Consider the following 23304-nt stretch of genomic DNA (forward strand, 5'->3'; position numbering starts at 1 on the left):
TGGACTTTTTTGATGTCATAACGGCATAGTAAATAGGGTGGACATACTAGATTCGACGCCACTATTCCAATTCCTAGTAAGGATTTGATGCTTTCAGCATTAAAACCAGGTGTGGGCGGTGATAGTGTGAGGATGTGCTAACACTTTGAAATTTTGACGGCTCTATGAATGCGAATCAGGAGAAAACACTGTGAAAATGCACTGGTTACTACCTGGTACCTTTGTAACTACTTCATTATGTATGCTGGCTGCGCCTGCGGAAGCAGCGAAGTTACAGTCTTGGCGTTTTGATGCTAATCAAAATAGATTGGAAATCAATACCGAAGGTGCTGTTCAACCTCGAGCGCAACTGGTTTTTAACCCCACGCGCTTGGTTATCGATTTGCCAGGAATTGAATTTGGGCGTCCACAATTGACAAAATCAGTTGGCGGTGCTATACGCGCTGTTCGGATCGGTCAATTTGAGAAAGCGATAACTCGTGTTGTTGTCGAGTTGAGTCCGGGTTATACTCTCGATCCAAAACAAGTGAAATTTGAGGGAAAAACTGCCAGTCGCTGGATAGTACAATTACCAAAACCACAAACTGAGCAAATAGCAACCTCGAATGAAAGTGAGGAAGTTAAAATTACAACTTCCAGAACTGTTTTACCTCCCAGAACTGTTTTACCTCCCAGAAATGTTTCATCTCTGAAAAATGTTTACAGCGTTGTCACGGTAGACTCGCAGGAAAACAAACCAGAGTTTTCAAAACAAGTTGTGACTATCCCTGAAGCTACAACTCAAATTGAGAGCTTGCAAGTCACGGGGGACGGTTTATTTGTCCGTATAAATGGAGAAATACCCAAATTTCAAATTATTCGCAGTCGCGATCGCTCTACTATTTTTGTTGATATCCCCAGTGCTACCCTAGCGTCCAATTTTTCCCAGCCAGATGTTAAAGCTAACCAGTATGGGATAAACCGCATTGAGTTTAACCAACTGAGAACAGCAAGACCAACTGTAAGATTAACGTTACGAGTCGATCGCGGTAGCCCTGATTGGCGAGTTAGTACGAGCCAAGGTGGTAGTAGTAGTGGTTTGGTGCTGCTACCCAATCGTTTTGCGAATAACTCCTCTAGAGAAAATTATTCAAATAATTTAAACTCTCCAAGTGAGAGTCGATCTATACCTTTGCCAGAATCATCAAGCAACGACTCCATTGCGACAATTCAGTCAGTGGATGTTGCTGGAACTCAACTGCTGATTAAAGGCGATCGTACTTTATCATCTGCTACCAGTGGTTGGGAAAGGGCTTCTGGTTTCTACCGAATTACTATTCCCAATGCTAAGTTAGCTCCTTCAGTCAAAGGTCCAGATTTTAGTGCTAGCAGCCCCATTTTGCGAGTCCGCTTGCAACAGCAAGATTCCCGTACAGTAGTTATATACGTTCAACCCGCATCAGGAGTGAGATTTGGACAACTCAACCAATCAAACGAGCGCCTGCTAGCTCTAGAATTAGAACGCACCCGTACAATATTGCCTCCTACAGGCTTACCGCCTATATCCCGAACCACCCCACAACCTCTACCACCGAGGTCGGCTACGCTTCCATCTCGAAGTCCTCGCGTCCCCAAAGGAAAAGTCATTATTGTTGTTGACCCCGGACATGGCGGACAAGATCCGGGCGCACTTGGTATTGGAGGAATTCAAGAGAAGGACGTTATTTTACCCATTAGCTCGAGAATAGCTGAACTTTTGCAGCAAAAAGGCGTACAAGCAGTGCTAACCCGAAATTCTGACTACTTTGTAAGTCTCCAAGGGCGGGTTGACATAGCAGATAAGGTAAATGCTGATGTGTTTGTTAGTATCCATGCTAACTCAGCAGGAGCAGGGCGTCCAGATGTGAGTGGTTTGGAAACATATTATTACGATAGCGGTTTAAGTCTAGCGAGAACTGTTCACAGCAGTATTCTCCGCAGTGTTAATGTTAGAGACCGAGGAGTCCGAAAAGCAAGATTTTATGTCCTTAGAAAAAGTTCTATGCCTTCGATTCTTGTAGAAACAGGTTACTTAACTGGTCGTGAGGACGCTGCTAAGCTAGGTAACCGCCTGTACCAAAATCAAATGGCAGAGGCGATCGCGAATGGTATTGTAGAGTACCTCAGACAAAGATAACGGACGCATGACCGTTTATTTTGTCCTCTGAGAAAAAATAAATTTTCGATGGGCTATTACCAAGAGCGCGATCGCGCTCTTGGTAATAGCCCATATTCTTTTATATATATTCTGTAAAAAGTGTTTCTTTAGACTTCAAAGTGGGAATAATGTGTGACATCACACTTAACTTACCAGATGGTGATGGATATGAGTACGGTTATAAGACCCAGGATTGCCAAAAAATTCATAACTTCTGACTTTTGTCACTTTAAAGATTGACGGTCATATGATATATTACACAACCGCTCGTGAAAACCTCTCTTCCCTAGTCCCCAATCGCCAATCCCCAGTTCCCATTTTCAAGAGGGGACTATAAAAAGAATAAATAGACAACTGACCCTTTGAGATAAACTTTGTAATGGTAACATTTTCCATAACTTATAGTGACTGATAAGGGTTTTCGCGAGTTCAACCCAAGTATTTATATTTTTTCAGTTATATATCAGTGGTGTCTGTGAATCGGTACCATATCAGTCAACTGTATCGAGCATATGAAGTGTGAAGTATGAAATATGAGTAAATTCCACAAAAAAATTAAAGATTTGTACCGAGTTATACTACTTTTTTCATTCTTTATCCTTCATTCTTATAAATTTCATCCGCTAAGAACTAAGCGCAAGCTTTACTTCTAAAGTGACTTTCTTAATAATGCTGAGCGGTGACGGTATGAGTCTTTACCAAAGCTTTGGCATTTTGACAGCTCTTATAAGTACGAATCTGGAGAAAAATTGTGAAAATTAACTGGCTGTTATCTGGTGCTGTTGCAACAAGTGCAGTGTTCATAGCTTCGTCGCCAGCACAAGCAGCAAAACTGCAATCCTGGCGATACGATCGCGATCTAAACCGATTAGAATTTCGCACAGAGGGACCCGTTCAACCCCAGGCGCAACTTATTTTTAACCCAACTCGCTTAGTCATCGATTTGCCTGGAGTAAAATTTGAACGCCGCCAGCTGATACAGCAAGTTGGTGGTGCTATTCGCATTATCCGTATTGGACAATTAGACGAACAAACAACTCGTCTTGTTGTAGAACTAAGTCCTGGTTATAGCCTCGATCCAAAGCAAGTGAAATTTGAGGGAAGAACTCCCAGTCGTTGGTTCGTACAATTACCGACGCCAGAAGCCGAACAAGGAGTTCCCTCTTCACTCAATGTTTACAGTGTTGTTAAGCCTAACTCCAATACAGCACAAAGACAGGAACCAAATGCTAATTTATACAAAGAACCCGTTGCCAATACAAACATTGAGCCACTTCCAAGACGAACCATTATTAGTAGTCGTACTAATAGTAATCTTGCCGGAGCTATGGCTCAAATTGAAAACTTACGTGTCACGGGTGATGGGTTGTTTGTCCGTACCAGTGGTAGCATTCCCAAGGTAAAGATGTTTCGCAGCAAGGATAAGAGTGCTATCAATATTGACATCTCTGGTGCTGCTTTATCATCTGATTTCGCAATGCGGGATATACCTGTTAACAAACATGGTGTCAGACACATAGAATTTACCGACCTCAGAAGTGAGCCACCTGGTGTCCGAATGACATTATGGGTAGAAAAAGATAGTCCAGACTGGGGAACAAATGTTGACTCTAATGGCGATTTGGTAATTCTGCCAAATAGTAACGGAGTGAGAGTAGCAGAGAATAACAGTAGAAATAATGATGACAGTAACTCGCGTCGTTATTCAGATAGAAATAATGATGATAGTAACTCACCCCGTTACTCCGACAATAACCCGCGTTCATACGAAAGTACAAATGACTCGCTATCTACAATTCAATCCATAGAATTAGGGAGTGCAGGCGCACAGCTATTTATCAAAGCTGATGGTGCTCTAGGATATATTGATAGTAATTGGGATAGATCGTCTGGATTTTTTAGAATCACGATACCCAACGCTAAATTAGCAACTCCCGTCAAAGGTCCCAGTTTGGATGCAAGCAGCCCCATTTTTCGCATTCGACTGCAACAGAAAGATTCTCGTACAGTTGTTATGTACGTTCAACCAGCACCGGGCGTGCGAATTGGACAACTCAATCAACTAACAGAGCGAGTTTTATCACTACAATTACAGCGCACTCGTTCGGTAACTTCTCCATTTTCTTTACCGCCTTTAGCAAGACCATCGTATCCGCAACCCATGCCTAACGGACCGATGACAATCAATCCAACTTATGGCAGACAGCCAGTAGCACGACGAAGAGCACCTAATGGGCGCGTTGTAATTGTTGTTGACCCCGGACATGGTGGTAAAGATTCTGGTGCTCCTGGTATTGGTGGATTGCTGGAAAAGAACGTAGTTCTACCTATCAGTCAAAGGGTAGCATCTGTTTTGGAGCAAAACGGCGTACAAGTCATGCTGACTCGTAATTCTGACTATTTTGTAGAACTTCAAGGACGGGTAGATATAGCAGACAGAGCGAATGCCGATTTGTTTGTTAGCGTTCACTCTAACTCTATTGATGGTCGTCCTGATGTTAATGGTTTAGAAACGTATTACTATGACAGCGGTTACGATCTCGCTCGTGTCGTCCATAATACTATCCTTGAAAGCATCCCAAGTCTCAAAAACAGAGGAGTACGGAAAGCTCGATTTTACGTTCTTAGAAAAAGTTCTATGCCTTCAATTTTAGTAGAAACTGGCTATATGACTGGTGTAGAGGATAATCCCAGATTGGGAAGCCCCGAATACCAAAATCGCATGGCGGATGCGATCGCTCAAGGTATACTTCGGTACTTACGTCAAAGATAGTTAATAGTAGGGTGGGTATTGCCCACTCTACTTGCGTCAAAGTATCCTAATGAAGGACTTTTAACAATTAGCCATTAGCCATTAGCTATTAGCCATCAGTCATTGTATATTCAATCGCAAAACATAAATTAATACTTTCTGCCTGTGTTCAGCTATTCTCATTTTGATAACGAACCTCAACGTGCCGCAATTGGCATTTTTGATAGTGGTGTAGGTGGTTTAACGGTACTGCGACAACTCTACAAGCAACTCCCCCAGGAATCTATTATTTACTTTGGGGATACGGCTCGACTTCCTTATGGCATTCGTACACCAGGTGAAATAGTACAATATGTCCGTGACATCCTCGATTGGATGCAACAGCAACAAGTGAAGATGGTTGTTATGGCGTGTAACACTAGTTCTGCTCTAGCTCTAGAGGCAGTGCGGGACGAATATCCTTTTCCCGTCCTGGGAATTATCCTCCCTGGGGCAATGGCAGCAGTGGAGTGTGGTAAACGTATTGGAGTCATTGCCACTCCCGCAACTGCCAAAAGTAATGCATATCGACATGCTATCCTAGAAGTAAATCCCCACACTCAAGTCTGGCAAGTCGGTTGTCCGGAGTTTGTGCCACTCATCGAACAAAATCGCGTTCGAGATCCCTACACCATAGAAGTGGCACGCTCGTACCTCGAACCACTAATACACCATCAGATTGACACCTTAGTTTACGGCTGTACTCACTATCCTCACTTAGCACCAGTATTGCGATCGCTTCTACCGTCCCAAGTACAGTTAGTCGATCCTGCTGTACACGTTGTTGCTGCTTGTGCTCGAGAACTAGATGTGATGGGTTTGAAAAATACTCATCCACCAGTCCCAACACGTTTCGCTGTCAGTGGATGTCCGCAACAGTTTGCTCAGTCCTGCTTGCAATGGCTGGGGTATACACCAAGCGTTGAAGCAGTCTATTGGGCTGAGGAATTAGGGGTTAGGAGTTAGGAGCTAGGGATTAGGGATTAGGGGTTAGGGACTGGTGAAAAATATATTCCCAATTCCCAGTCCCCAGTCTTTAATCCCTCTGTTGACTGTTGACGCTTAACTAGTGTAAGCTAGTAGCCTCAGTCACATTTGACCTTAATGCTACATCCTCTTTCTTTGTTTGAGAAACTCGCAGAGAGTTCTCGCTAGCTGTCTTATTTCCAGTTCTCTTTGCTAGTGCCAACAAGAGGTAGACTGCTAACAAGTAACCAGAAGCTAATATAAAAATCATCATAGGCATTTTTCCGTAAATCATCTTCTCTACCAGGTCTTGTGTCCAAGGGTTATAAACTTAAATAGATAATGTAGAACTTCAGCCACAAACTACATTTTGTAGTGGCTGTCTACGTAACAAATTTTTCGGTAGAGCTAAATGCTCTCCCTTGCAATCCACTTATAAGGAATTTTTTTGCAAACTATACCTACAGCAACAAATAGTTGGTTTGCTAAAAGGCAAACGCAATCTGTTGTTTCAGCAGTCTACCCAGTCTGCATTATTTCACACGCACTTAATCCCGCACTTGCAAAGCAAGTGCTTTTTCTGTGCTCTGAACTACAACGTTTCCCCTAAAGGAAGCGCATGGCTTTAACCTTGAGGTTTTGGACACGAGGGACTCAACCAACGAATAATTCCCTTGATCGAAGCCCACGATACTCTATTCACTCACAACACCAGTAGAGGAAAACACCTCTTGGTGATTTTCTCGCCGGATGGTGAACTCTCAATAACTTAAAATCCCTTGATTTTAGCGTAACACAACCACCCTGACTTTTTCGCCAATTTTTCTGCTAAATTTAAAATTTTCTACGGTTAGTTACATAGGAATCGAATATATTATTTTTTACTTAAAAGTGACTAATGTATAAGAAACAACTATATTATACCTAAAAAATCAATTTACCCTTGTTTTCAATGTCACTAGTAAAAACACTACAGTAAATCTACTGAAAATTAAAGTTTTTATGAAGAAAAGCGCTTTTATTTAGAATAAAGAAGAGCTTAAATTTCTTAAAAAAGTATTAAAGATTGCTTTTAAGTGCGAACATATACTCAAAATTATCTCAGTGTGCTTTCTTCTTCATGAGAAAAAATGACAATTTTATCCCTAAGCTTTTTGAATACACATTAATACCTTAAGAATTGTAACAAAGTACTTCCTTAGTGACTAGTGCTCAATGCCTAATGCCCATGCCCAATACTTAATGTTTTATCCCTTTATCTCAAAAATGACTAGATTATCTTAAAATGAGTAGAAGATATGTAAACTTTCGTAAATTAAAGCCAGAGTCTGCCCATCCATGACCCCAGCCACCTCCCTTTTTTCCCCAGTGGAAGCTGACCTGCTTTTACTAGCAGACAATTTGAAGCAGCTAGTCGGAAATGGTCACCCCATCCTTTGTGCAGCCGCCGAACACTTATTTGGAGCTGGGGGAAAGCGTATTAGACCAGCCATCGTCTTACTCATCTCGCGGGCAACAATGCTCCAACAGGACATTACGCCTCGCCATCGTCGTCTAGCTGAGATTACAGAAATGATTCATACGGCTAGCTTAGTACACGACGATGTGGTTGATGAATCAGAAATGCGGCGTAATGTTCCTACAGTTCACAGTTTGTTTGGTAACCGAATTGCTATTTTAGCAGGAGATTTTTTGTTTGCTCAAGCTTCTTGGTATCTAGCAAATTTGGACAATTTAGAAGTAGTGAAACTACTGTCGCAAGTGATAATGGATCTGGCAACTGGCGAAATTCAGCAAGGATTAAGTCGATTTGATAACAGTATAACTATTGAGACTTATTTAAATAAGAGTTATTACAAAACTGCTTCTTTAATAGCTAACAGTGCTAAGGCAGCAGGAGTTTTGAGCGAGGTTTCTCAAGAAGTTACTGAGCACTTGTATAACTACGGGCGTCACATTGGTTTAGCGTTTCAGATTGTGGATGACATTTTAGATTTCACCAGTTCGACAGATACTTTGGGTAAACCCGCTTCTTCAGATTTAAAAAGTGGCAATTTAACAGCACCCGTTTTATTCGCGTTAGAAGAACAACCGTACTTGGAAGTTTTGATAGAAAGAGAATTTGCCCAAGAAGGAGATTTAGACCAAGCCCTCTCCTTAATTGAAGAAAGTCAGGGTCTACAGCGATCTCGGGAACTAGCAACCCATCATGCTCGCTCAGCAGTAGAGCACATAGCAGATCTACCTCCTTCTGATAGCCGTCAAGCGTTGATTAAAATGGCTGATTACGTGTTGAGTCGTCTGTTTTAGGGACTGGGGATTGGGGACACCCCAATCTCCAATTTTCAAGACTTAATAACTAAATCATATACATAGACCAACTCATTGGTTTAGCATGAGAGTATACACGCTAATACCTGATAGCTGATAAAATTTATGCAATGTCCGGAGGAATTTGCATATTCTTTCTGTTCTGTTGAAGCTTCTGCTGAATTAGGTTTTCCAGGTCAGCTCGTCTGATTTCTACTCCATCACTGTTAATGCCAGAAGTTTCAAAAAAAACTATACTATCTACGGGTTCCATTGCTACCAGTTGGAACAGGATGTGAGTGACAGGGACGGGTGTAGCTACCAATTGAGGGTCAAGCCCAGCATTTGATTTGCGTGGGACATCCTGTAATGTAGGAAAAGCATAAATTACGCGCTTTTCTAACTGTGGATTTGCGCGGTTGCTTAAGGTAGTCAAAACCCAGCTTCCATCCAAATTTTGGAGTATGTAGTATTGGGAACGGCGTAATTTCTGAGCGATCGCGATCAGGACAGGAGCGATTGCTGTGACAAGTTGCGGTGTTACACCATCTTTGGGTGCATTGTCAATCAGCAATTGAATTTGTGCTTGTAAATCCATCATTATCTGTAAAACTGCAAGTGGTTATATAAGCAATTAAAAAGCAGGCTTACAGGTTGTACTCAAGTATGTTAGGGTCTTTTTAAAACTTGATTATGAATTCAGCCGCAACCGTAACAATTCAGGGAGTAAGTTCTATCGGCGTGGAGGCGATATATCAACTCCTATTTAAGGAGCTTCAGCACTCAACAAAAGCTTCGGAGCACAACTGTCGAGATGTGTCAACACGAATAGCCGCCGAAGTCAATAGAATTTGCAGTGAGAGCAAACGCATCCAAGCCACCGGGGCTGTGGAAAACTCCGCGATCGCTCTAGCCAAACATAGGCTGCAACAGTGTCTCAGGTACTACGAGTTGGGTTCTAATCGAGGTAGGGTCGAATTACATAGCACCTTAAGTGCGATTATTTATCGCTACATAAATCCTCCTCAAAGACAATTGAGTTATCAAGGACGGCTCGTTGTCATTGAAGATTTCTTACAGAGTTTTTACTTAGAATCCCTAAACGCTTTCCGAAGAGAAAACCAACTAAGTGCTAGTTATCGTCCGCAAACTCTGTTGGAATTAGCAGAGTATATGGCATTTACCGAACGTTATGCCAAAAGGAGGATACCCTTACCAGGACGCCAACAACAACTCATTATTCTTCGAGCACAAACATTTTCTCAACAACAGCCACCGGAAACTTGTGTTGATATAGAACAAGCCGCAGAGGGAAGCGGAAATGAAGGCGATGGTTCTTGGGAAGATCCCGCCGTGCAGCAATTGCGAAGTGCAATGGCAACACAGCCAGAACCCGAACCCCAAGAAGATACTTTACGTTCTGTAGTTGTTACAGAATTAATGAACTACCTAGAAGAAAAACAACAATCAGACTGTGCTGATTACTTTTCCCTCCGCCTGCAAGATTTATCAGCACAGGAAATAGAGTCCATCTTAGGGTTAACGCCGAGACAACGGGATTATTTGCAACAGCGATTTAAATACCACTTAATTCGATTTGCACTGTTGCATCGTTGGGAGTTAGTGCATGAGTGGCTAGAAGCCGATTTGCGCACTAATCTAGGATTGACACCACAACAGTGGCAAATTTATACAGCAAAACTGGACGATAAGCAAAGGTCTCTATTAGAGTTAAAACAACAGGGAATACCTGACGAAAAGATTGCCAAAACTTTAGGGTTATCAATGGCACAATTACAAAAACGGTGGTTTAAAATTCTTGAGCATGCTTGGGAAATTCGTAACTCTTTAATATCCGGATCGGGTGCATCTACTCATGAATAGTGACTCAGAATCCTTACAAAACCAGTTGCTTACTTGGTTATTGGGCGACCCTCAAGAAACTGAAAAAGAAAACTTGGGAGATTGTAAGGACGTTCAGGGGGTAAACAATCTAGATGAAACAGCCGCCGCGACCAACGGTGGCGATTTTCGATCGAGACCAAAACCCCAAACCTTTCAACTGGGAGAAATTCCTACTGTGCAAGAACGTTTCCAAGCCGTCCTTAAACGTCGGTTACAAATTCAAATTGAAAATCACCCGCCGCTATTCCCCTGGGAAAACCAACTGACAGACTACCCCGATTATGTAGACAAACCGTCAGTTGACTTGGTTCCGGTTTGGGGGTGGGCGGCACAGCAAGTCAAGCTGAATTTGCCGATTCTATTACCGGAAAGAGTTTTCCAGATGTTACTGGAAAAGTGCCAAGGGTTAGTGTCGTCTTCATTACCGTTGGGGACTAAATTGGTGCAAGCGGTGGAAAACCTATTCCCTGCAGAACCTGAGATTGTAAATGACATAGCCGGATTGGTACTCAGAAGTCCCTATAGATCCGCTGTGGATGCTATAGAGACCATGCCAAATCTAGAAAGTAGCTACTCAGATTTACAGCCCCGCCAACAAATGGCACTGTCATTAATGGCGGCCAAACAGCTGTTAGAAAATTTGACGCTACCTGTTTCATCAACCGAGCCACTTGTAGAAAGACAATGGTTAACGAGCGCGGGTGTTCTTACTTTAAAGGTGGAATACCAAACCCAAGGATCGATCTCTAAACTACGGGTTCATTGCGAGTTACCTGGAGCGGGAATTTTAAACCTTCAGGGAGAAGCCTCTCAAGCAATGGTAGAGTCTTCAAGTCCGGGAGCAGTCGATGTCGAATTAAATGACATACAACTCAACCAGACCTACACCCTAGAAGTGGAGTTAAAAGAAATAGACAATAGACCACTCGTTTTTGTAATTGTTCCCACGGCGTAAACCGCTTTTGCCATCGCTAGCACCATGAATTAATAAAACGCCATTGTGACGAAATGAAAATCCTGGTTTTGAGCAATTCTCTTTTCAACATTAAGCGTCATTAGGGCGTCTACAGAAAGCTGCTATGAGGAAGACACGAGGAGGAGGAAACGGTTTTACCAATTCACCGATCGCTTGTAGCGTCTAAGATTGCCGCTTTGATTACATTACCCATAGACTGCTTTCTTGCTTTTCAATGATTAACAAATCCAGGATGAATTGGCGTCTACCTGTTGTCCATCTCTTGCGGCAAAGTATGCAGGAGACGCCGTTGGTGGAAGTGGAAAATACAATTACCTTACGGGTGCTCGTGCTAGCGTTGGTGGTTGTTGGGATTATCGCCACGGATATTGCTGCAGAAACTAAATTTAGTCTTTGGGCAGTACCCCTTTCAATCGTTGGCGCGATTTGGAGTTACCAACGACGCCGCGAACGTAATGTCTCGGTTAAGTTCTGTATCGCCATCGGAATGTTAGCAGCACTTGGTGCTTTCTTTGGACGATTATTTGGCGAGCTAAATGATACGCGCTTGGCTTTGGCAGAGTTATTAATTCAGCTCCAAGTGCTTCATAGCTTTGATACGCCTCGTCGCAAAGACTTGGGTTATTCAATTGTCATTGGGTTGATTTTGCTTGGTGTCGCCGCAACACTCAGTCAAACTCTGGCATTTGCGCCCGTGCTGCTTCTATTTCTGGCAATTGCTTTGCCGACTTTGGTACTTGATTACCGTTCCCGGCTAGGATTCCAAAAATTGGTTTCGTTCCCTGGTTCAACTAGGGAACAACAAAAAACAACTCTATTAAATTGGAAATTTCTTTTCTTCAATTTTTTAATCGTTGTGGTAGCGGGACTGAGTATTTTTGCTGTTTTACCCAGAGTTCCCGGCTATCAACTCCGTATGTTTCCAGTCAGCGCCCCCATTGATGTGAAAGGAGAGTTTACAGGGCGTAGTATTGTTAACCCAGGTTATATACGCCGAGGGAATGAGCAAAAAAACCGAGGTGCTGTCTCAAACAGTAGTGGATTGGGAGAAAACCAACCTGGGGCTCCAGGAAAACTCAACGATAATTTTTATTACGGTTTTAGCAGTCAAATAAACCAAAACCTCCGGGGAGAGATGAAACCCAAAGTGGTAATGCGAGTACGATCGCAAAGCCCTGGTTTTTGGAGAGTTTTGGGATTTGACCGTTACACGGGTAAAGGATGGGAAATTTCTCGCACCGAACAACTTGAGACAGTTAAACGTCCTCCTTGGTCTTTCCAAATTTTTCTACCAAGAGCTGTCTTTGGGGGTCAAAGTAAAGATATAGTACAAACATATACAGTGGTGTCGGATTTGCCTAACTTAATTCCAGCGATGGCACATCCTAAAGAAATTTACTTTCCGACACCAATGGTCGCGGTGGATAAAGAAGGCGGGTTGCGAGCACCCGTCGAATTATCAGAAGGTCTGACTTATACGGTAGTTTCAGAAGTCCCTCAACGCGATCGCACTTTGTTGAGAACAGCTGCAACCAAGTATTCAGAAAGTATTAAAAAATACTACTTACAAATCCCTGATGGAATTGCCGACAAAATCAAAAAACACACCGAAGGAATACTAGCCAACTACAATCTCGAACGGGTAGGCAAATCCCAAAAAGTTTTGGAATCGCCCTATGAAATAGCGCTGTACTTAGCTCAGTATTTAAAGCAACACTATACTTTTCCAGATAGTCCTTTTGGGTTACCTTACTTAAGCGAAAAAGAAGACCTAGTGGAAGCTTTCTTGTTCGAGCACAAAGGAGGATACCCAGACCACTTTTCCACAGTGTTAACAGTGATGCTGCGTTCCATTGGAATACCAGCGAGGTTAGTTGCAGGATTTAGTCCGGGTGAGTTTAATCCATTTACAGGAATGTACGTTGTCCGCAACACCGATGCTTACGCCATGACAGAAGTTTACTTCCCTCAATATGGCTGGTATGCTTTTGACCCAATCCCAAATCATCCTCTGATTCCCCCTTCCGTAGAAGATACAGAAACATTTGGCGTTCTCCATCAATTTTGGAACTGGGTTGCAGGATGGTTACCAACTCCACTCAAAGGTTTTCTCAACACTGTATTTGGAACAATATTTAATTGGATTTTCAAAGCATTGTCGTGGTTTATCTCATTATTCAGCCAAGGTTGGGCTGGTGCGATCGCGGGTTTAACAATAGGAACAGCATTCGCCTTTTGTAGTTGGATGGCATGGCGTTTGTGGAGACAGTGGCGGTATCGTTGGAAACTAAGAAAATTACCGCCAATGGAAAGCCTCTATCAACAAATGCTTAGGTGGACAGCTCGAAAAGGTTTAGGTAAACATCCAGCACAAACACCATTAGAGTTTGCTCGCATATCATACGACCATCATTCCTCTGGGATTGCTGAAGTCATTGATGAAATTTGCCAAGCTTACGTAAGTTGGCGTTATGGTGGCTATGCGCCTGACTTAAATCGATTGCAACAAAGATGGCGGGAGTTAAATAAAACACCCAGGTAGGTAGGGCTAAAGCCCACCATTGAGTAATAAAACACCTAGGTAGGGTGGGCAATGTCAACCATTCGATGTTGGTGGGCTTTAGCCCTACCTACTTGTGGAACTGCATACACCAGGATGTATAAAAATGGGCATAGTGGGCATAGTAAGAAATATATTGCCCAATACCGGTAAAGATGATAAAGAATTAAGTTACAGTTCCACACCCTATTTTTAAGTCAAGTTAATAACTTGACTCAGTACACTTTACCTATATCCTAAGATAGATTTTTAATGATGTTCGGGCAGAAATCGCTAAAAAAAGCGTTTCTTAGGTAATAACTTGAGCAAGCTTTAATTTATTCGTTGTAACTCTCGTTCTTTATGGATAACATGGAGAATAGTTGAAATTAAGCTTCTCACACCACGTTTGGCTTCAGTTTTGTTATGGACATTCAGTTAATCAACATCGGTTTTGGCAATATTGTGTCTGCCAACCGAGTCGTTGCCATAGTTAGTCCAGAGTCTGCTCCAATCAAACGGATCATTACGGATGCACGCGATCGGGGTCAGCTCGTAGATGCAACTTATGGGCGGCGTACTAGGGCTGTTATTATTACTGATTCAAGTCATGTTATTCTTTCGGCAATTCAGCCAGAGACAGTAGCAAATCGCTTCGTGATTACTCGCGAACACCAAACTGTAGATAATTAACAAAAGAAGGTTAGTAATCCCTAATCTATTTTGACAACATCAGCAGTACCATGTGGATTAAACTAGTTCTATGTCACTAAAACTACAAATACGTTAGTTGATAGTCACCCTGCCAGCCCATGAAAGACTAATGACTCTTGAGCTAGGTTTATCGATCAATTCACAGGTTAAGCGGATGATGCAAGTTCTATCCACCAGAAGTGGTGCTACTACCAAAGAATGCCCGCCTGTTGGCAGGCTGATTATTTTAACTGGTCCGAGTGGAGTAGGTAAAGGCACTTTGTTGCGAAGTCTCCTACAGCGTCATTCGGATCTGCATTATTCCGTATCCGTGACGACTCGTTCTCCTCGTCCTGGAGAAATAGACGGACAACACTATAATTTCATCAGTCGTGGTGAATTTGAAAAATTAGTCGCTGCAGGCGAATTACTGGAGTGGGCAGAATATGCAGGTAATTATTACGGGACTCCTCGCGAAACCGTAATTAACCAAACTCGCTCTGGAAAATCTGTCGTATTAGAAATTGAGTTAGAAGGAGCTCGACAAGTTCGCGCTTCTTTTCAAGGTGCTTGTAGCATTTTTATTTTGCCGCCCTCTCTTGAGGAGCTAGAAAAACGGATACGCGGTCGCGCTCAAGATTCAGAAGAGGCGATCGCACGTCGTTTGCACCGCGCTAAAGAAGAAATCAGCGCTGCTAATGAATTTGATCTTCAAATCGTTAATGACGATTTAGAATCCGCACTAAAAGCTATAGAGGTGGCTATTTTTAGATAACGAAGGGATTGGAGACTAGGGATTGGCAATTGGGAATGATTTTTCCAGTCCCCAGTCCCTAGTCCCCAATCCCTATTAACTATTAACGAAATAGACCTTGAATCAGCTCTAAGTTACTAGTTAACAAGTAAGCGACAACCGCACCGCCAATACCACCGATTAAGAAAGCACTAGCAAAGTTGTTCCAACCTTCTCCAGATTTAAAAGCCTCTGGAGGATTGGGTGTGGTAACAGTAACGTGGGGCTGAGAAGGATTGCTGTTGCCATATAGAGATAAAGAACCAGTTGCAATCACAATCAAACCCAAAGTTGCTAGTAAACCAGCTAGGTTAGCATCAGCGGTATCGCGCAGAGGACCTAATTTGGCAAAAGGACCAAAGATCCAATAACCATGAGCCATACCAATTTCTAGCCCGCGTCTGAAAGTAGTGATTCCAGGACGATATGCAGGTAAGTTGTTGATGTACCACTTGGTTAGGGGAGAAGCATTGATTGGTGTTTCCAAGTTGCCTCTCTGAGGATCGCGCCATTCAGGAAAAACTACCTCGCGATTTCTAGCATCGCTTGGACGATTTTTTGATGCATCTACGGCTTGTGCTATATCTGCCATACTTTATGTTTGCCTCTAGATAAAATGATGGCTTTATTTCAAGTTAATAATAATTGTTAATCTTAGCTAAATTTCATTTTTACTACTGAACTTTATAAAAATTAATTTGAATTTTCAAATACCCAAACACCTACACCTTATATATTTCTAAGGCTCAAACTTTTTTATATTTAATTTAAGAATAGCGATTCTAATTGATTTTTGAAATAGATAGTAATCTTAATTCACTTAATAAAATACAAGTAGGGTGGGTAATGCTCACGACATAGGGCTTTTGGTGGGCAATGCCCACCCTACAGTACTAGAAATTTTTACAAATGACTGTTATCTCCGACTACGGCAGTGGGTGAAAAAGAAGGTCGGGGAAGAAGTAGTTAAACACAATCAACAAAACAGCGGTGAAAATCAAATTGGCAAACAACAGAACAGGTGCCAATGAAAGATATCCAAGAAAATTATTTTGCATGAAATGTCCTCCTAGGAAGTCAATTGATTGAGAATTACTTAGTAATCGGTTAGTGTACGGGCGCGGCGGCCTTGCGCCCCTACTAACCACTAACGTGGTGAAATGGGAATTTCTTCGTCCTTAGCGGTTAATTTACCTGAAAGAAATTCTTGCAGTGCAGCTACAGGCCAAGTAAAGCCAGAGAGCATGATTGGTAGCGCTTTAGGCACCTCAATCTTAACTTCCCGCCATTCCACGTCTCCACCTTCTGCCTTATTTTTCTGTATGTAGGTACGACCTACCCAGCCAATCCAACCAGCAATGTAGAGGAAGAGAATACTAGGAATGAGAAAGTCTCCAGCACGATCCAAACGACCATCCACAATTAGGTGAGGAAGACCTTCAGGACCGCACAAAGCTTGAGAATAACGCTCAAAGCGCTTTTCCCCTGATGCAGGGTCAAAATTAGTAGCGCGGGCGGAGTCCACCCGTTCTAGAAAAGCAGGCGATTCTTTGCAAGGAACTAGACCCGCGCCTAAAGCAAGAGCTTTAGGAGCAAAGTTGAACCAAACACAAATCGCTAAAATCAGAGCAAACAAGCATCGCATGAAGTTGTTTCCTTTTATTACGAAACAAAAAGTTTTTGTACAAAACGAAGCGGCTTGTACAACCTTGATTTGCAAAGTTAGCAAGTCATCACTAGGAAGTCATCATACTCTTGAGCGCGAACCGAGTAAAGTTGAAGTAAATAAAAGTTAAAGCTTCTCAATGGGGATTGGGGGCTGGGGACTAGCGACTGGGGACTGGGCATTGTAAAAAGTGAAGCATTGCCAATCCCTCATCCACACTCCAATCCCAATCCCCATTGCCCCTTATCCCCAGAGGGGGCCCCGAGTTCCCCAACCCCCAATCCCTTATTCCCTATTCAACAATGTCAACTGTTTTAGCTATTGAAACGAGCTGTGATGAAACTGCAGTCGCAATTGTTAACAATCGTCAAGTTTGTAGTAGTATTATTGCGTCTCAAATTTCTGTTCATCAGCAGTATGGTGGAGTCGTGCCGGAAGTGGCATCTCGCCAACATTTGGATACAATCAATGGAGCGATCGCCCAAGCTTTAGAACAAGCGAAACTCGATTGGGAAAACATCGATGGGATCGCTGCCACCTGCGCCCCTGGGCTAGTGGGTGCATTGTTAGTTGGGTTGACTGCTGCCAAAACCTTGGCAATGGTACGCAACAAACCATTTCTGGGAGTCCATCATCTTGAAGGTCATATTTATGCCACTTACTTGAGCGAACCAGCATTAGAGCCACCTTTCTTAAGTTTGTTGGTTTCTGGCGGACACACAAGTTTGATTTATGTCAAAGATTGTGGTATATATGAGACCTTGGGAGAAACACGCGACGATGCGGCAGGGGAAGCCTTTGATAAGGTTGCCCGTTTAATGAAATTGGGGTATCCTGGGGGTCCTGTTATAGATAGATTGGCTCGGGAAGGAAATCCACAAGCATTTATACTGCCAGAAGGGAAAGTTTCCCTAGCAACAGGTGGATATCATCGTTATGACGCTAGCTTTAGTGGTTTAAAGACAGCGGTGTTGAGACTCGTACAGCAGTTTGAGAAAGACGAACAGCCAATTCCTGTAGCAGATGTGGCAGCGAGTTTTCAAGAAACAGTAGCGCGATCGTTAACCAAGAGAACTATTGCTTGTGCATTAGATTACGGACTTTCCACGATAGCCATTGGTGGAGGAGTAGCGGCTAATAGTGGTTTAAGAAAACATTTACAACAAGCTGCAGAAACTCACAACCTGCGCGTAATATTTCCCCCCCTGAAATTTTGTACGGACAATGCGGCGATGATTGGGTGTGCAGCGGCTGACCACCTCAATAGAGGTCACACCTCAGCCCTGACACTAAACGTACAGTCAAGGCTAGCACTCACTCAAGTCATGAATTTGTACCAGTGAACAGTAAACAGTAACCAATGACAAATGACAAATGATACTTGACCAATGACAATTAACCATTAACCATTGACTGTTCGCTACTGATTGTTGAGTGTTGATTTTTGACGAGAGAGTGAATGTGAGTCGCAACGACATCTGGTTGTTCTAACATAGCTAGATGACCGCAATGAGGAATTTCAATAACATTGTCTCCACTGTATTGAAACAGTCGGTGAAAGCTAGCTAGATGACGAACGTATTTAGGTTCCATAACCTTGTCTTCTTCCCCAGCCAGGAAATAGACTGGTTGATTTAATCGGGAAACAAGTTGAGGTAAACGATTCACCTCTTCTTCTGTTGTAGAATCTAGAAGCGATCCCAAAGCCGCTTCTGGGTCTGCAACAACAAAATCTATCACTCGTTGACGCGCCCAAGTACGCTCTAAAGGGCGGGCTACATTTGCCCGTGTAAACAGCAAATCGATTAAAGGCAATTGGCTGAGCCAGCGAGGACGGACTTGTAAAAACTTTTGACCTGCGGAGCGGAACTGTTCAAAAGCTTCTTTAAGATAAATACCACCACCTGAATTAATACAGATAACGCCTTTAACACACTCAGGCACTTCAGATGCTGTCCAAAGGGCAATAGTGCCTCCCAAAGAATGACCGATTAGCCAAGCGCTAGAAATATTAAGTTGTTGTAAAAGACCGACTAAATCTTGAGCATATGCTGCGGGGCTGTAGAAAGAATCGAAAGGATTAAGAGTCGGACTTGTAGATTGAGCAGTCAGATTCAAATAAGCTAAGTCTTGGTTATAATCAGTCTTTATCTTGGGTTGGGATTCACCAAAACCCCTTAAATCGTAACAAAGACATTGAAAACTATCTGCCAACCGAGAGATGACAGGTTGCCAGTATCCACGACTATTAAGCCATCCGTGGATAAAAACGAGAGTGTGAGGGTAGGATGTAGGAGCAGTTAGCTCGTATGCGTGTGGAACGCCCAGGATTTCGATGGTTGCCATATTTCTATGGTATCCGTTTCGATTGAAAAATGGGGATTAGTCATTGGTCATTGGTCACTGGTCACTGCTCACTGGTCAGGTGGTCACTGACCCTCATCTCCCCATTAACCTCTGACGGACTCCTTCGGCAATTTTGTGACCCAAATACTCTGGGATTAGGCTTTCATTTGGTCCTAGCAAGTAGAGAATCAAGCGCGTGCGCCCTCTCCAAACTAGTAAATTGGCATTGACTACCAAAAGGTCTTCCTGCCAAATAGCGTACATAACTTTATAAAATAAGCCTGGTTGATTATCAGCTTCAATCACTAGGGCAGGAAGATGAAAGACAGGATCGACATAGAACTCAGTTTGTACTTGCTCTAAGCCAGTATCTAAATTAAATTCTACTGCCAGCATTTCTTCTACCTCAAACCGCCCACCTAATGCTTCTCGAATGGCACGACATACATTTTCTGATGTTTTCTCAGTCAGAGCTTTGCTACCTCGAGATACTAATAGTTTGATAAAAACTAACATCGGCGGTCGAATTTGACCGTATAAACTTAGACCATGAATAGTTAATCCGTAAGCAGCTAATACACCAAAAATATCGCTTAGTAGAAAAGACTGGTTGCGGTAAGCAAAGTGTAAGGCACTTTTGCTACCCTCTGGTTTTAGTTCTATAACAGCACGTCTACTTTTATACAATCGATACGCAAGCCGCAAATTTTGTAACTGAATCTCGCTGCTCACAAATTGTTCGTAAAACTGAGGGAACGCTCGGTTAAAGCGTTTTAGAAGTTCCAGTGTAGAAGATTTTAAGCCAGAAGCCATAATTGAGAATTGGGCAGGGGGTAGGGGGTAGGGAGTAGGGGGTAGGGAGTAGGGGGTAGGGAGTAGGGAGTATGGTTAAAAATAACATCTGGCTTAGTTAAAAATAATTCAATTCGTATTTTTTCTTCCCAATCCCCAGTCCTCAATCCCCAATCCCCATTTTCAGTAATTTCTCCTTGGCTCCACAACATAATGCTAAAGTTGAAAGAGACTAGTGTGAAACACGCACTTGCTAGCTGCTGCTACTCAAGATCCTAAAAATACATAATTACGAGTGTAAGTGAAAGGAGAAAGGTTGGTAGTTTGCCGGTAAAGGTGTATCATCACTTTTTCAGTAGAGACCAATTTAGTTATACTACCCGAACCACGTTGGCATGGGTTTTTGGAAAACTTGGTTTAGTACATCAGATACAGCCGCAACAGCTAAAACAAACCCCTTTGAGGAGATGAGCGCGGACGCTACGGGTAATTATTCTAGTCCCAGTGGCAAGAGTGAAGCTTCTTCGCAAGAGGCACGCATCGTATTTAGCACTGAACGAGACATCGACCTGTATGAACTAGAAGAACTTTGTGATTCTGTCGGTTGGTCGCGACGTCCTCTTAGAAAAGTGAAAAAAGCGATTGAGCATAGTTTTCTGGTTGTCACCATGTGGCAAGTGCGAGGAAACAAAAGACGACTTATAGGTTTTGCCCGTGCTACTTCAGACCATGCGTTTAACGCTACTATTTGGGATGTTGTAGTTCATCCGGAGTTTCAGGGCAAAGGATGTGGCAAAGCACTGATGAAATACGTACTTAAAAAATTAAGGAGTGAAGAAATTAGTAATGTGACTCTTTTTGCCGATCCTCACGTTGTGGACTTTTATCGGACGTTAGGATTTATGCCCGACCCGGAAGGCATTAAAGGTATGTTTTGGTATCCTCACTAAATTTTAAAAAAAGAACTAGCCAATTCCAGTTAATTTAGTTATGATGGTTAAGGTTAGAGAGCCATAGTTAATTCTACTAACAGAAATATGGCGAATCACTTTTTGTCGGGATGTAGCGCAGCTTGGTAGCGCGCCTGCTTTGGGAGCAGGATGCCGCAGGTTCAAATCCTGTCATCCCGACTTATCGAATAAATGTAGATAAAGAAGCCCAGTTTTGTCAAAAAACTGGGTTTTTTGTGCAAACCATTAAAAATTGAAATTGTATTTGCTGACATGGCTTGACTATTTCTGTCAATTAACCTACCTAGAGTTGCAAATTTTTTCGGAGTACAGCAACTTTACTGTTTTCCATTCAACTCAATACTGGCTAAACTCAATTCAGCCCAGCCTACTTGAAAAAGTATACATATTATGTAACAATCTTGACATTTTTACACTGTTTGCAATAGGAACGATTTAGTATTTATTTGCGTCCCTTTTTTAGATAAAGCCAATAAAATGGCATTTGACACCTTAGCTATGAAGGATAAAGTATGAAGCATGAAATTTTCACCTAGATCCTTATCCCCTTCATCTTTTATCCTTTATTAAATCCATTAAGAAACACTTACTGAGAGGAGAAGTCATGAAATCACTTGTTCGTTGGAGCACAACAGTAACTTTAGTAGGGAGTACTCTACTGGCAACAATTTTTAGTGGAACTGTTCCAGTGCTTGCATTAACAGAACAGCAAATCAAAGAAAAATTAGATCCAGTACCTGTATTTTTGATTACTAATAATAAAGGCGTACCATTAACTCGTACAATTCCAGCTAACGCTCAAAACGGGCAGCAAAATGCACCAAAAAAAGACGTTTCTGTTACAGACGTGTTTATGAGCGGTCAAGAGGCTCAGGCTTTTGTTAACGAGTTGCGAAGCGCGAAGGGCAAAGACCCCAAAATGGCAGAAATGCTCAAAAGCCTGCAAGTGACTCCAGTTCCTCTTGGATTAATTTATCAAAGACTTCGCGATGCTGGTAATAAAGCAGACCGCCCTGTATTTGCTTTTCAGCCTGGAAAACAAGATTTGGAAGGTGCAATGACATTATTGCGTCAAAGCGGTAAAAACGTTCAGCAGTTCCCTAGCGTACCCGTCTTTATTGTGAGATCTCCAGAAAAAGGATACGTATCCGTAAAACGGAAAGCTGATAATAAGGAAATGATTCCTTTGTTTTTAAGCAAGAAAGACGCACAGGGTTTATTGGAACAAATAAAAGCACAAGTTCCCAAAGCTGATATTCAGGTTGTGGATATAGACAACGTGATTAAAACTTTGCGCGAGAAAAATGATGCGTGGCTCAGCCAAGTTGCTATAGTCCCCTCTTCTGATAGTATGCAATATGTTGTTGGCAAGCAAGGAACTGCTAAACCAGCTGCTGCACCAGCACCTAAAAAATAACAACTAGTTTTCATTTGAGATTAAGGCATGGCGGATCGACACTCAGTCGTCACTGGGTTACAACTTTGGCAATGGCGTAAGAAGGCAAAAGAAGCAGCCATTGCCTCTAGCGTCCCACCTTCTGAAGTCGATTGGTTGCTTCAAGAGATAGCAGAGTTGGATCGTTTGGCACTGCTTTTAGAATCCTTCAAAGATAAACCACAAATTCTGCTTAAGTTTCCACTGGAAGATTTGGACAACCTGTGGGAAAAGCGACTCAAGGATCGTCTTCCAGTGCAGTATATTGCTGGAGTGACTCCTTGGCGAAAGTTTAAAATAGCAGTGTCAAGTTCGGTTTTGATTCCCAGACCAGAAACAGAATGCTTGATAGATTTGGCGCTCGCAGCTACAGCCAATCTACCCGAGCTCCAACAGGGGCATTGGGTCGATTTGGGGACTGGTAGTGGAGCTATTGCTATAGGACTAGCAGATACATTTAAGAACGCCACAATTCATGCTGTTGATGCGAGTCCCGAAGCATTAGAAGTCGCTATGGCAAATGCTCGAAGCTTGGGTTTTGAGGAACGCATTCGGTTTTATCGAGGTTCTTGGTGGAATCCTTTAGAATCTCTTAAGGGTCAGTTTAGTGGAATGGTATCGAATCCACCGTATATACCCACTAGTATCATTTCGACTCTACAACCTGAAGTTTCCAATCGCGAACCACATCTAGCTTTAGATGGTGGTGTTGACGGCTTAGACTGTATCCGCCATTTAGTAGAAGTTTCGCCTGCTTATTTACAAGCGGGTGGTATTTGGCTGATTGAGATGATGGCAGGGCAAGCAGAAACTGTTAGAGAAATGTTGCACAATAATGGTAATTATTGCAACATTCAAATTCATCAGGATTTAGCTGGTATCCAGAGATTTGCGCTTGCCTTTAAAAATTATGAATTATGAATTATGAATTATGAATGAGCGAAA

Annotated in this window: 20 protein-coding genes and 1 tRNA gene; 14 read left to right on the forward strand and 7 right to left on the reverse strand. The window is 42.5% G+C overall.

The genetic code is table 11. The features are described 5' to 3' along the window. Positions 1–196: 196 nt before the first annotated feature. The 3 genes from ACKTT2_RS42105 to murI all read left to right on the forward strand — a co-directional run bounded on the left by ACKTT2_RS42105 (position 197) and on the right by murI (position 5933). A complete protein-coding gene (locus tag ACKTT2_RS42105) occupies positions 197–2155 on the forward strand; it encodes an N-acetylmuramoyl-L-alanine amidase (protein ID WP_407897857.1) in 1959 nt (652 codons plus the stop codon). Positions 2156–2927: 772 nt separating this feature from the next. Continuing rightward, the gene (locus ACKTT2_RS42110; protein ID WP_407897787.1) at positions 2928–4949 is read left to right on the forward strand and encodes an N-acetylmuramoyl-L-alanine amidase; all 2022 of its coding nucleotides are present in this window, start codon (positions 2928–2930) and stop codon (positions 4947–4949) included. A 144-nt stretch (positions 4950–5093) separates the two neighbouring features. Further along, on the forward strand, positions 5094–5933 hold the full coding sequence (gene murI, locus ACKTT2_RS42115) for a glutamate racemase (RefSeq protein WP_407897789.1): 840 nt from the start codon (positions 5094–5096) through the stop codon (positions 5931–5933). A 100-nt stretch (positions 5934–6033) separates the two neighbouring features. Here murI and ACKTT2_RS42120 read toward each other — a convergent pair whose 3' ends face one another. After that, positions 6034–6207, reverse strand: coding sequence for a hypothetical protein (locus tag ACKTT2_RS42120; RefSeq protein ID WP_407897791.1), 174 nt, complete (start codon positions 6205–6207; stop codon positions 6034–6036). Positions 6208–7271: 1064 nt separating this feature from the next. Between ACKTT2_RS42120 and sds the strand changes: the two genes are divergently transcribed. After that, on the forward strand, positions 7272–8243 hold the full coding sequence (gene sds / locus ACKTT2_RS42125) for a solanesyl diphosphate synthase (protein WP_407897793.1): 972 nt from the start codon (positions 7272–7274) through the stop codon (positions 8241–8243). Between the two features lie 124 nt (positions 8244–8367). Here sds and ACKTT2_RS42130 read toward each other — a convergent pair whose 3' ends face one another. Next, complete coding sequence (locus ACKTT2_RS42130; RefSeq protein ID WP_407897859.1) at positions 8368–8841, reverse strand: hypothetical protein; 474 nt, start codon at positions 8839–8841, stop codon at positions 8368–8370. Positions 8842–8936: 95 nt separating this feature from the next. On the opposite strand from ACKTT2_RS42130, the gene hetZ reads away from it, so the two are divergent. The 5 genes from hetZ to gmk all read left to right on the forward strand — a co-directional run bounded on the left by hetZ (position 8937) and on the right by gmk (position 15131). Then, a complete protein-coding gene (gene hetZ / locus ACKTT2_RS42135) occupies positions 8937–10127 on the forward strand; it encodes a heterocyst differentiation protein HetZ (protein WP_407897795.1) in 1191 nt (396 codons plus the stop codon). Further along, complete coding sequence (locus ACKTT2_RS42140; RefSeq protein ID WP_407897800.1) at positions 10120–11103, forward strand: PatU; 984 nt, start codon at positions 10120–10122, stop codon at positions 11101–11103. Before hetZ ends, ACKTT2_RS42140 begins: the two co-directional genes overlap by 8 nt. Positions 11104–11356: 253 nt before the next feature. Then, positions 11357–13666, forward strand: coding sequence for a transglutaminase TgpA family protein (locus tag ACKTT2_RS42145; protein ID WP_407897803.1), 2310 nt, complete (start codon positions 11357–11359; stop codon positions 13664–13666). 423 nt (positions 13667–14089) lie between these two features. Next, positions 14090–14356 (forward strand): extracellular matrix/biofilm regulator RemA, encoded by a 267-nt coding sequence (gene remA / locus ACKTT2_RS42150; protein WP_038079793.1) that lies wholly within the window; start codon positions 14090–14092, stop codon positions 14354–14356. A gap of 175 nt (positions 14357–14531) precedes the next feature. Further along, positions 14532–15131 carry a guanylate kinase gene (gene gmk, locus ACKTT2_RS42155; RefSeq protein ID WP_407897806.1) on the forward strand — a complete coding sequence of 200 codons (600 nt, stop codon included), beginning with the start codon at positions 14532–14534 and terminating at the stop codon, positions 15129–15131. Between the two features lie 82 nt (positions 15132–15213). Here the strand turns inward: gmk and ACKTT2_RS42160 are convergent, their stop codons facing one another. The 3 genes from ACKTT2_RS42160 to ACKTT2_RS42170 all read right to left on the reverse strand — a co-directional run bounded on the left by ACKTT2_RS42160 (position 15214) and on the right by ACKTT2_RS42170 (position 16794). After that, positions 15214–15732 carry a photosystem I reaction center subunit XI gene (locus ACKTT2_RS42160; RefSeq protein WP_407897861.1) on the reverse strand — a complete coding sequence of 173 codons (519 nt, stop codon included), beginning with the start codon at positions 15730–15732 and terminating at the stop codon, positions 15214–15216. A gap of 343 nt (positions 15733–16075) precedes the next feature. Continuing rightward, positions 16076–16207, reverse strand: a complete 132-nt coding sequence (locus ACKTT2_RS42165) for a Photosystem I reaction center subunit IX (RefSeq protein WP_407897808.1) — start codon at positions 16205–16207, stop codon at positions 16076–16078. A gap of 89 nt (positions 16208–16296) precedes the next feature. Continuing rightward, a complete protein-coding gene (locus ACKTT2_RS42170; RefSeq protein WP_407897810.1) occupies positions 16297–16794 on the reverse strand; it encodes a Photosystem I reaction center subunit III in 498 nt (165 codons plus the stop codon). A 323-nt stretch (positions 16795–17117) separates the two neighbouring features. Here ACKTT2_RS42170 and tsaD point away from each other — a divergent pair, with 323 nt between their 5' ends. After that, on the forward strand, positions 17118–18158 hold the full coding sequence (gene tsaD, locus ACKTT2_RS42175; protein ID WP_407897812.1) for a tRNA (adenosine(37)-N6)-threonylcarbamoyltransferase complex transferase subunit TsaD: 1041 nt from the start codon (positions 17118–17120) through the stop codon (positions 18156–18158). Positions 18159–18210: 52 nt separating this feature from the next. On the opposite strand, the gene ACKTT2_RS42180 is transcribed toward tsaD, so the two are convergent. Next, a complete protein-coding gene (locus ACKTT2_RS42180) occupies positions 18211–19161 on the reverse strand; it encodes an alpha/beta fold hydrolase (protein WP_407897814.1) in 951 nt (316 codons plus the stop codon). 93 nt (positions 19162–19254) lie between these two features. Continuing rightward, positions 19255–19974 (reverse strand): hypothetical protein, encoded by a 720-nt coding sequence (locus ACKTT2_RS42185; protein ID WP_038105829.1) that lies wholly within the window; start codon positions 19972–19974, stop codon positions 19255–19257. Positions 19975–20348: 374 nt separating this feature from the next. On the opposite strand from ACKTT2_RS42185, the gene ACKTT2_RS42190 reads away from it, so the two are divergent. The 4 genes from ACKTT2_RS42190 (at position 20349) to prmC (ending at position 23280) form a co-directional block, all read left to right on the forward strand. After that, on the forward strand, positions 20349–20903 hold the full coding sequence (locus ACKTT2_RS42190) for a GNAT family N-acetyltransferase (RefSeq protein ID WP_407897817.1): 555 nt from the start codon (positions 20349–20351) through the stop codon (positions 20901–20903). A 106-nt stretch (positions 20904–21009) separates the two neighbouring features. Then, a tRNA-Pro gene (locus tag ACKTT2_RS42195) sits at positions 21010–21083 on the forward strand. A gap of 445 nt (positions 21084–21528) precedes the next feature. After that, positions 21529–22341: a Tic22 family protein gene (locus ACKTT2_RS42200; protein WP_407897820.1), complete on the forward strand. Its 813-nt coding sequence runs from the start codon at positions 21529–21531 to the stop codon at positions 22339–22341. 27 nt (positions 22342–22368) lie between these two features. Next, the gene (gene prmC, locus ACKTT2_RS42205) at positions 22369–23280 is read left to right on the forward strand and encodes a peptide chain release factor N(5)-glutamine methyltransferase (RefSeq protein ID WP_407897822.1); all 912 of its coding nucleotides are present in this window, start codon (positions 22369–22371) and stop codon (positions 23278–23280) included. Positions 23281–23304: the final 24 nt, after the last annotated feature.

The sequence above is a fragment of the Scytonema hankhaensis NUACC26 genome, assembly GCF_045865695.1.
Taxonomy (GTDB): Bacteria; Cyanobacteriota; Cyanobacteriia; order Cyanobacteriales; family Nostocaceae; genus Scytonema.